12 protein-coding genes and 1 tRNA gene are annotated in these 11832 nt (G+C 47.7%); 8 read left to right on the top strand and 5 right to left on the bottom strand.

Going from position 1 to position 11832, the window contains the following annotated elements; translation table 11 throughout:
- The 4 genes from V5298_RS17540 to bioD form a co-directional block, all read left to right on the top strand.
- On the top strand, positions 1-552 hold a 552-nt coding region (locus V5298_RS17540; protein WP_416351199.1), incomplete at its 5' end, for a biotin synthase BioB.
- Positions 552-1709 (top strand): 8-amino-7-oxononanoate synthase, encoded by a 1158-nt coding sequence (gene bioF / locus V5298_RS17535; protein WP_332932727.1) that lies wholly within the window; start codon positions 552-554, stop codon positions 1707-1709. The genes V5298_RS17540 and bioF, both read left to right, overlap by 1 nt.
- Positions 1706-2503, top strand: coding sequence for a methyltransferase domain-containing protein (locus V5298_RS17530; RefSeq protein ID WP_332932726.1), 798 nt, complete (start codon positions 1706-1708; stop codon positions 2501-2503). Before bioF ends, V5298_RS17530 begins: the two co-directional genes overlap by 4 nt.
- Before the next feature lie 2 nt (positions 2504-2505).
- Positions 2506-3180, top strand: coding sequence for a dethiobiotin synthase (bioD, locus tag V5298_RS17525; RefSeq protein ID WP_332932725.1), 675 nt, complete (start codon positions 2506-2508; stop codon positions 3178-3180).
- Here bioD and pepE read toward each other — a convergent pair.
- Positions 3157-3870, bottom strand: coding sequence for a dipeptidase PepE (pepE, locus tag V5298_RS17520; RefSeq protein WP_332932724.1), 714 nt, complete (start codon positions 3868-3870; stop codon positions 3157-3159). The two genes, bioD and pepE, sit on opposite strands and share 24 nt — an antisense overlap.
- A 96-nt stretch (positions 3871-3966) precedes the next feature.
- Here pepE and V5298_RS17515 point away from each other — a divergent pair, with 96 nt between their 5' ends.
- Together V5298_RS17515 and V5298_RS17510 are read left to right on the top strand one after the other, a co-directional pair.
- Positions 3967-4449 carry a low molecular weight protein-tyrosine-phosphatase gene (locus V5298_RS17515; RefSeq protein WP_332932723.1) on the top strand — a complete coding sequence of 161 codons (483 nt, stop codon included), beginning with the start codon at positions 3967-3969 and terminating at the stop codon, positions 4447-4449.
- Positions 4450-4755: 306 nt separating this feature from the next.
- Positions 4756-6096: a class II 3-deoxy-7-phosphoheptulonate synthase gene (locus tag V5298_RS17510; RefSeq protein WP_332932722.1), complete on the top strand. Its 1341-nt coding sequence runs from the start codon at positions 4756-4758 to the stop codon at positions 6094-6096.
- 40 nt (positions 6097-6136) lie between these two features.
- Here the strand turns inward: V5298_RS17510 and V5298_RS17505 are convergent, their stop codons facing one another.
- A complete protein-coding gene (locus V5298_RS17505) occupies positions 6137-6352 on the bottom strand; it encodes a DUF3820 family protein (protein ID WP_332932721.1) in 216 nt (71 codons plus the stop codon).
- A 5-nt stretch (positions 6353-6357) separates the two neighbouring features.
- Positions 6358-8145, bottom strand: coding sequence for an ABC transporter ATP-binding protein/permease (locus tag V5298_RS17500; RefSeq protein WP_332932720.1), 1788 nt, complete (start codon positions 8143-8145; stop codon positions 6358-6360).
- A gap of 164 nt (positions 8146-8309) precedes the next feature.
- Here V5298_RS17500 and moaA point away from each other — a divergent pair, with 164 nt between their 5' ends.
- Positions 8310-9278: a GTP 3',8-cyclase MoaA gene (gene moaA, locus V5298_RS17495; protein ID WP_332932728.1), complete on the top strand. Its 969-nt coding sequence runs from the start codon at positions 8310-8312 to the stop codon at positions 9276-9278.
- A gap of 5 nt (positions 9279-9283) precedes the next feature.
- Positions 9284-9835 carry a GNAT family N-acetyltransferase gene (locus V5298_RS17490; protein ID WP_332932719.1) on the top strand — a complete coding sequence of 184 codons (552 nt, stop codon included), beginning with the start codon at positions 9284-9286 and terminating at the stop codon, positions 9833-9835.
- On the opposite strand, the gene V5298_RS17485 is transcribed toward V5298_RS17490, so the two are convergent.
- A complete protein-coding gene (locus V5298_RS17485; RefSeq protein WP_332932718.1) occupies positions 9832-11454 on the bottom strand; it encodes a response regulator in 1623 nt (540 codons plus the stop codon). The genes V5298_RS17490 and V5298_RS17485 overlap by 4 nt on opposite strands.
- Before the next feature lie 229 nt (positions 11455-11683).
- A tRNA-Val gene (locus V5298_RS17480) sits at positions 11684-11759 on the bottom strand.
- Between the last annotated feature and the right edge of the window lie 73 nt (positions 11760-11832).

The raw sequence follows: 11832 nt of genomic DNA, 5'->3' as shown, positions 1-11832 counted from the left end.
CGCTTAAACACACTACAAAATGTGCGGGATGCTGGTATGAATGTGTGTTCTGGCGGTATTGTGGGCATGGGCGAATCTGCCTCTGATCGGGCGGGCTTGTTGGTACAACTAGCTAACTTACCCGAGCATCCCCAAAGTGTACCCATTAACATGTTAGTAAAGGTTGAAGGGACACCTTTAGATAGCGTGGATGATCTAGAGCCGTTTGAATTTATTCGTACCATTGCCATTGCACGGATCATGATGCCCGCGTCACATGTTCGCCTTTCTGCGGGACGGGAAAATATGAACGAGCAGATGCAGGCGTTATGTTTTATGGCCGGCGCAAATTCCATTTTTTACGGGTGCAAACTGTTAACCACGTCGAATCCCGATACCCACGAAGATGTATTATTATTTAAAAAATTAGGCATTAACGCCGAGCGTACCCGGGATTTTTCTGATGAAGCCCATGAACAGGCGTTGCAAGAAGAAATTGCCGCGCAACCCGATGCCAGTGATTTGTTTTATGATGCCACGGCGACCCAAAACGCTCCAGTGACGGAGGTGTAATGGCATTTGATTTTATCAGTGCCAGGTTGCAAGAAAAACACGCAGCGGGTTACTTGCGTCGTCGTAGTTGTATTGAATATGAGAAAGACGGCATCATTTGTGTCGATGGCGAACACTATTTAAATTTTGCCAGCAATGATTACCTGGGAATGCGACACCACGAAGGGGTGTTACAAAGCTGGGTTGAAGGGTTGGCACAATTTGGCGGCGGTAGTGGAGCCTCGCCTTTAGTAACCGGTTATACCCAGGCGCATGCTGCACTAGAAGGCTATATTGAAAGCCATTTGCAGCGTGAGGCGGTGTTACTGTTTAATTCTGGATTTGCGGCCAATCAAGCCATTTGTCAGGCGTTATTAAAAGACGATACCCGGGTGCTTGCTGATAAGTATATGCATGCCTCTTTTTTAGATGGCGCATTAGCTTCCCAGGCGCCGTTACGGCGTTTCGGCCACAATGATTTAACCCACCTAAAGTCGTTATTGGCAAAAGGGACGGGAGATTGTCTGGTTGCCAGTGAAGGCGTGTTCAGTATGGACGGCGATCAAGCGCCGGTGTCAGAGCTGGTCGCTTTGTGTCAGGGGAATGATGCCTGGTTAATGCTCGACGATGCCCACGGTTTTGGTGTACTGGGGGAAAGTGGCTTAGGCACGGCAGAACATTACGGGCTGTCGCAACAGGCGTTGCCGGTGCTTATGGGCACATTTGGCAAGGCCGTAGGCACCGCCGGTGCCTTTGTTGCCGGCAGTCAGGCATTGATTGATTATTTAATTAACGAAGCCCGTCATTATATTTATTCCACGGCCATGCCGGCTTCTCAGGCGGTGGCCACCTTATATTCACTTACGGCCATCGCCGCCGGTGATGAAAGGCAAAAGCTGTTTGACAACATTGCGCTTTTTCGCCAGCTAGTGGGGCAAAGCGGTTTAACCCTCGGGGCGTCTGAAAGTGCCATTCAACCGTTATTAACCGAAGGGCCCAATCAAGCCTTGGCCTTGTCTAAGGCGTTAAGAACCCGTGGGATCTGGGTGCCGGCCATCCGTTATCCCACTGTACCCAAAGGCACAGATCGACTACGCATTACCTTAAGTGCCACCCACAGTGAACAAGATATTCGTGTGCTTGTGGATGCGCTTCAGTTGGCATGGGGGACTCTATGACCATGGTTCCTTTACCGCAACAAGTCGCTCCCCATGGTTATCGCCGTCAGGCCATTGCTGAACGCTTTGGCCGCGCCGCATATACCTATGATGATAATGCGGCGGTGCAGATGATCATTGCCCAGCACACCCAATCGCCGCTGGTTCTTGAGCCTAGGCAGCGTATTTTGGATATTGGCAGTGCTACGGGGCGGCAAACCAGTCAACTTGCCACCGCCGTCAATGAAGTGGTGGGTGTCGATATTTCACAAGCAATGGTTACTGCTGCGACCCAGCGTTACCCGCAACTGACGTTTGTGCAGGGAGACGCTGAGGCGTTGCCGTTTCCTTCTGCGTCTTTTGATTGTGTTTATTCTTCCATGGCATTGCAGTGGGTCGCTTCGCCCGCCCGCGCGCTAAGTGAAATTAACCGGGTATTGCGTTCTGGCGGATGTGCTCACTTAGCGATCATGGTGGCCGGTTCTTTACACGAACTTGTGCTGGCCCGGCAATTAGCCGGTATGGCCCCTTCGGTCAATACCTTGTTTAGCGCTGAAACTTGGCGCTTAGCGTTGGCGGATTTACCCCTTCGTATTTTGTCTCAACGGGAAAAGTGCTACCGCGATCCCCATGAGAATATGCGCAGTTTATTACGTTCAATTACTAAAGTGGGCGCTGGGCTTTCCTTTACCGGGGAGAAAAGTACACCACTTGGTCGTCGCAATTTACAGGCATTAGAACAGGCATTTCCCAAAGATCCCCAAGGTCAGCTGTCTGTGAGTTATCAGGTTTTACATTTAATATTGGAAAAATAATCATGGCCAGTTATTTTGTCACCGGTACCGATACTGAAATTGGTAAGACATTTGTGACCTGTCAGTTATTAAAAGCCGGTGCCTTGGTGGGATTAAAAACACTCGGCTATAAGCCGGTTTCCGCCGGATGTGACCTCATTGATGGGGTTTACAGTAACGAAGATGCCCGCGAGATCCAGGCCGCAGGCTCTGTTGCTGCACCCCTTGAGCAGATTAATCCCATCGCATTGTTACCCCCCATTGCCCCGCATATTGCGGCGCAGCAAGCGGGCGTGACCATCACACAAGAGGCTATTGTCAGAGGCTATCAACAATTACAAGATTATCAGGCCGATGTGTTGCTTATGGAAGGGGCAGGGGGATGGAAACTGCCCCTTGGCAACAATGTGTGGATGCCAGACGTGGTAAAAACCTTATCTTTAGAGGTGATCCTGGTGGTGGGAATGCGATTAGGATGCCTTACCCATGCACTGCTCACCGCCGATGCTATTTTACGTGATGGCTTGAGGCTTAAAGGCTGGGTTGCCAATCAGTTGGATCCCAGCATGCCGGTGTATACAGAAAATCTGCAAACACTCAAAAACAGCATGCCTGCGCCCTTATTAGCCGAGCTACCGTTTGCTCCGTCAGAGGAGAGCCTGCAAGGACTCACCTCATTGGTGAAGAAACTGGCTTAAATCGTCCCCTTCGTACATGTCCTTTCTCGTGTCTCCCAGAAAAATCACCCCGGATTTGCCTTTCAGGGTCAGAGTATCTTGGGTCAGCAGAAGGGCGCTGCCTTCCCGAATACCCAGTACCGGAGTGTGGGGATTAAGGACGGTAAATTCGGCTAGCCGTTGATCACGGGTTTCACCATTAAAGCCCGGCGGCTGGTAATTTGAGTAGTGAGGGTTAATTTGGCATTGCACAAAGGCCAGGGCATCGAAGGATGGCGGTTCTATAATGGGCATATCGTTGGTGGTTCTTATTGTTGTACCACAGATATTTGAGCCCGCACTCCAGCCGATATAAGGAACGCCCTTAGCCACTGCCTGTTTAATGGGGCTCATCAAGGCGAGTTGATACAAGGTGGCAAGGAGGTGAAATGTATTCCCGCCGCCCACAACCACGGCCTGTTTTTTCTCATAGGCGTTGTTAAGTGCCAGTACGGGATCGGCGAGGGTATGTAAGCCTGTAACCGTGCATTCAGGTAAGGCTGCTTGAACTGTCTGGGTGTAATCATCCCAGCTAATGGTCACGCCGGCATAAGGAATAAATAGAATGTCGCGAATAGTGTCTAAGTGTGCAAGAATGTGCGGCTTCCCGTGGGCGAGGTATTCTTCTTCACCGGCTCGCGAGCTGCTGAGCATAAGAACATGTGCTGACATTGGGGCTCCGAAAATCAAAAAGACGCCTATAATACGCCATTGGTTACCCAATGTTTAGTCTGGATGATTGTGTATATTTTTTTATAAAGGTTAGCTATGACTAAAAAACCGTCGGTATTGTTTGTTTGTTTGGGCAATATTTGTCGTTCTCCCACTGCAGAAGCTGTTTTTCGGCATAAAGCAAAACAGGCTGGTCTTGATTTGGAGATTGATTCTGTAGGTACTCATGGTTATCACATCGGGAGTCCTCCTGACAAACGTTCACGGGCCGCAGGGGAAGTTCGAGGATATTCCTTTGATGGCCTTAAATGTCGTCGTTTAGATGACGAGGATTTTGCCAAATTCGATTATATTCTGGCGATGGATAGCAGTAACTATGACAACCTGTTAAAGCTATGCGAAGACCAGGATGCAAAGCAAAAAATCCATTATTTTTTAGATTTTGTTGAAGGTGATGAAAAAGAAGTGCCGGATCCGTACTATGGCGGAAAACAAGGCTTTGAACTGGTGCTAGATCTTATTGAAAAGGCGTCGGACGGATTGCTTAAGCATTTACAGTCTCAAACTCGTAAAACCTAGGCGGTGATTGGATCTGAGGTTGGCTGAAATTCACGGTAATTTAACGTCGATGCGCTTTGGTAATACCGTTTTTGTGTTAATATTTACCTTGGTGTTTTGAAATTATACAACGAAGCTGTCATGTAATCTTATCGGTATGGGCCATTAGTGCTACATCCAACCTTTCCAGACCAACCGTGACCATAACCAATTAACACCCTATTTTTTTAGGTGTAGAGCCTATTGATACCAAGGATGAGGTGTCACATTAATCGTCCATGGGACATATCTGTGCGGGCCATCGCTGTCAATGAATGAGGAGAAAGCGTGAATAACTGGCAACCCGACAGCTGGAGAAGTAAACCAATTCTGCAGCAACCTGAATACGATGATCAGGAACAAGTGAACACTGTTGAACAAAAGTTAAGTTCATATCCCCCTTTGGTTTTTGCAGCGGAAACGCGTGAGTTGCGAAGACAGCTCGGTGAAGTGTGTAAAGGTAAAGGGTTTTTATTGCAAGGTGGCGATTGCGCCGAATCTTTTGCAGAATTTAACGCACCTAAAATTCGCGATACCTTTAAGGTATTGCTGCAAATGGCCATCGTAATGACTTTTGCCGGTCGTTGTCCGGTGACAAAAGTGGCACGTATGGCAGGGCAGTATGCCAAACCCCGCTCCTCGAATTTTGAAACCATCGATGGGGTCACGTTACCCAGTTATCGTGGTGACATTATTAACAGTTTTGAATTTACCGAGCAGGCGCGTCGCCCGGATCCCACCCGTTTGCTTGATGCTTACCATCGCAGTGCGTCTACGCTGAATTTGCTACGGGCCTTCGCTCAAGGTGGTTTAGCCGACTTAAGCGAAGTTAATCGCTGGAATATGACGTTTGTAGAAAACAACCCGCTTAAAGAGCGCTATCAGGATATGGCTAGCCGTATTCACGATGCCGTTGAATTTATGAAGGTCATCGGTCTGAATGGATTAAATACCCCTGCGTTACATGAGACCACCTTGTTTACGTCCCATGAAGCCTTGTTGCTGAACTATGAACAGGCATTAACCCGTACTGATACCCTGACCGGTAAGCCTTATAACTGTTCTGCCCACATGGTTTGGATTGGTGAGCGCACCCGACAGCTGGATCATGCCCATGTGGAATTCTTCCGTGGTATCCACAACCCCATCGGGGTGAAAGTGGGTCCCACCATGGATGAAGATGAATTGATACGGCTTATTGACGTGTTGAACCCGTTAAATGATCCCGGTCGATTGACCTTGATTACCCGTATGGGCGCTGACAAGTTAGAGAAAAACTTACCGCGTTTGCTTCGTCGCGTAAAAGCCGAAGGAAGGGAAGTGGTGTGGAGCTCTGATCCTATGCACGGCAACACATTTAAAGCATCCAGTGGTTACAAAACCCGTAACTTTGACGATATTTTAAGTGAAATACGCCAGTTCTTTGCTGCTCACAAAGCCGAAGGGACACATGCTGGTGGTGTGCATCTGGAAATGACCGGCCAACACGTGACCGAATGTACCGGTGGTGCCTATGCCATTTCTGATGAAGATTTAAAACAAGCCTATAAAACTCAGTGTGATCCCCGCTTAAATGCCGATCAAGTACTGGAGATGGCCTATCTTGTTGCAGATCATCTGCGCAAATAAAGCCATTGATAAATGCTGGCGATCTTCATCGCCAGCATGTTTATTCGTCTTCGAGCAGTGGCAACGCCAATGCTTCTAAACCATTTAATTTAATTTCATACATCAATGCCAATTGCTGTCCCAACGTGCCGTGGGGGAAACCTTGTTTGTGGAACCACACCAAATAAGGTTCTGGCAGATGAAATAATTTCCTGCCTGCAAATTTGCCAAACGGCATGGTGGTATTGACCGCTTTTTTTAGTGCAATAGGATCCATAAACCCTAATCCTTGTTATTTTGTTGAATATGCCACAAATGTGCGTACTCGCCATTGGCCTCTAGCAGCGCTTCATGGGTGCCTTGCTCGGTAATTTCTCCGTCCTTCATCACCAGAATATTATCTGCATCGGTAATGGTGGATAATCGATGGGCAATCACTAAGCTGGTATGATTTGACGCCAAGGCCGACAACGCATTCAATATGGCTTGTTCTGAGCCGCTATCTAAGGATGAAGTCGCCTCATCAAACACCATGATCGGGGGATTTTTTAACAATGCCCGGGCGATGGCAACCCGTTGTTTTTCACCGCCAGAAAGTTTGAGTCCCCGTTCGCCCACTTGAGTCTGGGCTTTTTTCGGTAATTGGGCAATGAAGTCAGATAAATGGGCGGTTTGCATTGCGTTTTGAATGTCGTCATCGCTGGCATCAGGAGCACCGTATTTTATATTTTCATACAAGGTGTCATTAAATAGCACCGTGTCCTGGGGCACAATACCCAACTGTTTTCGCAGGGATTTTTGATTTACCTGGGCAATATCTTGGTGGTCGATAAGAATGCTGCCGTCGGTGGTATCGTAAAAACGAAACAACAGTTTTACGATGGTGGATTTTCCCGCGCCACTGGCGCCAACAATGGCGGTTTTCTTACTGGCTGGCAGGGTAAAGCTTATATTTTTTAAAATTGGACGGGCATCGCTGTAGCCAAAGCTAACGTTGTGAAAGGTGATTTCACCGGCAGAGACGTTCAAATCCGGTGCCTGCGGGTTGTCTTCTACCGTGGGTGTGGTGGCTAACAAGGAAAACATATTATCAATATTGGCCATGGCACCACGGATTTCCCGGTAGACAAACCCCAAAAAATTCAGCGGCATAAAAATCTGCATGGTAAAGGCATTGATCAGCACGAAATCACCAATGGTCATTTCGCCTTTGGCCACGCCGTAAGCGGCGTTAGCCAGCATTGCGGTCATGGCAAAGGCAATAATTAAGGCTTGTCCGCCATTTAGGGCAAACAAGGACAATCGGTTTTTCCGCCGCGCCAGTTCCCAGCTGGCGAGCTCTTCGTCATACCGACGGGCTTCATACTGTTCATTATTAAAGTATTTTACGGTTTCGAAGTTCAGCAAACTGTCTACGGCCCGTGAATGGGAGGTGGAGTCGGCCTGATTCATGGCCTGAACAAAACGGGTGCGCCAGTTGGTGGCCTTCATGGAGTACAGCACATAGGCAATGACGGAAAACAGAATAATGGCGGCAAAGGACATGCCGTATTTCACCAATAAAAGCCCTACCACCACCACGATTTCCAAAAGGGTGGGGCCGATGTTGAACACCATAAAGCGCATCAGAAAGCTGATGCCGGTGATGCCGCGCTCTATATCTCTGGACAGTCCGCCAGTTTGCCGATTAAGGTGAAACCGTAAATCTAAATGGTGAAGGTGATTAAACACCGTGAGGCCCATGCGCCGCATGGCCCGTTCTGTTACTCGTCCAAATAGGGTATCTCTGATTTCACCGATGACCACATTTAACAGCCGCAGTGTGCCATAGGCCACAATAAGCGAGATGGGAACCACCACCAGTCCGGTGGTGGTATCTTGGCTATTTAGCCCATCGACAATGTATTTTAAAACAAAGGGCAAGCCTATGGCGGCCACTTTCGCTAACACCAGGCAGCCGAGGGCAAAAATAACCCGGGTTTTAAATTCTAATAAATAGGGCCAAAGCTGCTTAACCGCCTGCCAGCGGACAGGCGTGTCTGGTGCAACGTTAAAACGAGACGGTCTCATAAGTGTGGTGCTGTATGCTGCTGTTCAAGCATGGTATCCTAATCAGGCGGTGAAACAAAATAACGGGCGTGAAAGTTTCATCGGCTTTGGCGGGTCTGTTTTGTTATTCGGGTTTACTCGCGGCGTTTTGACCATTTTCGGTGTCACCAGAGGGGAGTGTGTTTTTGTTACAGGATAGCTTTGGCCGTAAGTTTCATTATTTGCGCCTGTCAGTGACAGAGGCTTGTAATTTTAAATGTCAGTACTGCTTACCCGATGGCTATCAAGGCCCTTCTGAAAGCAGTTTTCTTACGGTGCCTGAAATTCGTACTTTGGTAACGGCGTTTGCGCGCTTAGGCACGTCAAAAATTAGAATTACCGGTGGTGAGCCTAGCTTACGTCGCGACTTTCCTGAAATTATTGCACTGTGCCGCAACACCGCTGGGATTAAAACCCTTGCCACAACTACCCATGGTGGTCGTTTAGCGAAAGATGCCTTAATCTGGAAAGAGGCGGGGTTGGATCAGGTTAATGTGAGTATCGATAGTCTCGATCCTCGTTTGTTTGCTGATATCACGGGGCAAAATAAACTCACTGAAATTCTCAAAGGGGTCGATCGGGCCCTTGAAGTGGGATTGAAGGTAAAAGTGAATACCGTGCTCTTAAAAGGGTTCGCCGGTAAGCAATTGCAGGAATTCAAGAACTGGCTGGTGGATACCCCTGTTACCTTGCGCTTTATTGAGTTGATGGAAACCGGCGATCATCCTCAGTTTTTCAATCAACAGCATTTATCGGGCTTGCCTTTTAAGGCGCAAATTCTGGATGAGGGATGGACACCGGTGATTCGGACCCAAGATGCCGGCCCTGCCGAAGAGTTTCACCATCCTGATTACGCCGGACGTATTGGTTTGATCTTGCCCTACAGTAAAGATTTTTGTAGTACCTGCAACCGACTCCGGGTAGCGGCAAACGGTAAGTTACATCTTTGTTTGTTCAGTGAATATGGCATTGATATTCGACCTTGGCTGAAAGCGGGGGACGTCAATGCCCTGATGGCACATTTGCAACGTCTATTAGGTCAAAAGCACGCCACCCATTACCTTCATGAGGGTAACACGGGGGCAACTTCTCATTTGGCCATGCTCGGCGGATAGCCAGGGTGAATATTCCCCACAGTATCCGTCTTCAATATCATTTTGTCACAGCTAGTGACGCCCATTTCCTTTGGTCTATCGATCAAGATCCCGCGGTAATGACTTACCTTAATGGCGGCAAGAAAACCTCATGGGAAGACATTCAACAGGTTTTTTTACCCCGCATTAATGCATTTTCTGCTCGGCACAAAGGTTGGGGATTATGGCGAGTTTCTGAGTTAGCGCCGTCCGGCGAAGATGTAGGCTGGATCCTCGTTCGGCCCATGGGGTTTTTCTCTGCTACGCCTAACGAGAATAACCTTGAATTGGGCTGGCGCTTTTGCCAAAAAGCGTGGGGAAAAGGTTATGCCACAGAAGCCGCGACACACGTTAGAGATGCGCTTGCTAAACGTGGCATTAAACAGTTTTCTGCCATTGCATTACCGCAAAATAGGGGATCCATTGGTGTAATGAAAAAACTGGGGATGACTTATGCTTATGATTTTCATTATCGCGATGATGTGTTTGACGAACAGGTGGTGGTCTATCAGCAAACAATGAGCGACGATGACAATTAAATCAGCTTTTCAACGGCAATTTTAATCCGTTCGTATCGTTTTTCCTGTTCCTCGGTCAACATTGAAGACTCAATCACACTTATACAACGGTTCATCAGTTGTTTGCGGGCGTCGGTATCAATATGGGACGTATCGTGCATTGCACTAGCCGTGGTATGCAGCAGGTTAAGGGCAATACCTGGACTTTTCGGCATAATTTGAAAGGCCTGTTGCAAGGTCACCATGGCCTGTTCAAGATCGCCATGTTCAAATTGCTTAACGGCAATGGCATTTAACGCTTTTGGACTGGCTGAAATGGCGTGCTTTTCTGCTTTTTCTTGCTTGATATAGTGCGCCAAGAGAGGCGAGTCTTCCTCTGAGCAGCGCTGTTCGACTTCATCTAAAATGGCTAACGCGTGTTTTTGCATACCTACTTCATGAAACGCTTTTGCTCTGTCGATAAGAGCATCGATGCTTTCGCTTTTCCAGTTATCTTCGGAAAGTTGTGAAAGCAGTTGTCTGGCTTTTTCTGTTTCATTCTCAAGGTAATACAATCTGGCATCAATGACCTTCAATTCTGTGCTGTTTCGCGATTTAGGAAAGGCTTCTTTCATCTGTTGCAGAAACGACGTGGTTTGCTGCACTAACTGTTTAGCTTGGGCGATATCGGCGGTCATCGCAAAGTCGATACCGGCCCTAGCCACGTTCAGGTAGTTTTCCGGTTTATCGTGGATGGAGTTGCGGGCATAGTTCACAATGCGTTTTGCCGCCGCAAACTGGGCTTCGTAGTCGTGGGTAATCCGGGATAAATCAAATGCTTTTTGATGGCGTTGTAAATTATTTGGCGAAATATCCCCGGCAATGAGCATGGCTTCTAGGGCATCATCAAACTCATTTTGCTTAATTTGCAGGGCGGCAAGCAAATCATAGGCGCTTAACATGGTGTCAGGATGAAATGCGAGGCGTAAAATGTGCTTTTCCGCTTCATCGTTTCGATCTAAATGTAACAGGCTGCGCACTAACCCCAGTTGCGCCCAGGTGAAATTCTGTACATTTTTAATGTTCTCGTAGAATGCCAATGCGTCAGTGAAGCGCTCGCATAACAGCAGTAATTCCCCTTTGGTGCGCAAAGCGAGGGGCACAAATTCTGGATTCTCTGGGGAAGTCAGTATTTTATCCACCGCGGCCAATGCTTCCGGAAATGCCCGTTTATCCATTAGCACGTAAACGTCATGCAGCGCTTTTTTCCGTTCTAAAACCCGTTCAAGACGTTTATCGAGTTCTTGGGTGGAAAAGGGCATGGCAAGAAATTCATCCGGTTGCAGCTCTACAATAGAGTGGACGATTTCAGCAGAGGTATCGGCGGAAACAAAAACAAAACCGGTGGTTAGGGGCAGTTGCTGATGATTCTGTAATTGCTGATAAAGAAAATAGCCTTCTCTTTTTTGCTTGAGATCATAAGCACAGATAATTAATTCAAATAGGGAGGTTTGGATGCTTTCTAAGGCGCTGGAGGCTTTATTCGTGTAGGTAATGTGCTCAAAACCCAATTCCTCTAACGTGTATTTCAGGTAACCTTTTGCGAGGATTTGATCGTCAATAATTAAAACGCGGGCCTGCCTTGCTAACTGAATATTCATCGTGATGTTGTTATCTGTCCGTGGTCATGGCTTTGCTTGTCTTAGTATCAGCTGAAAACATTAAAAAAGTAAGCGATTTATTACAATTTTGCCCATGCACAACCACCGTTGTATAAGCCGATCAGATGCACAAGGGGTATTTCCCAACATAAAGAAAAAGATAACATGAAATTCACGCAGAAGATAATTTATGAAATTGACAGGAGGATAAAACAAAAAGAAGAAGTGATGGTGGACGCTACTGGGCTTGAACCAGTGACCCTCGCCTTGTAAGGGCGATGCTCTCCCAACTGAGCTAAGCGTCCATAAAAAGGTAGATGTAAGTGGTGGACGCTACTGGGCTTGAACCAGTGACCCTCGCCTTGTAAGGGCGATGCT

The organism is Alteromonas sp. 14N.309.X.WAT.G.H12 (assembly GCF_036697315.1).
Taxonomy (GTDB): Bacteria; Pseudomonadota; Gammaproteobacteria; order Enterobacterales; family Alteromonadaceae; genus Alteromonas.
Note: the sequence above shows the minus strand (reverse complement) of the source record. Positions and strands in the feature narration are given on the sequence as shown.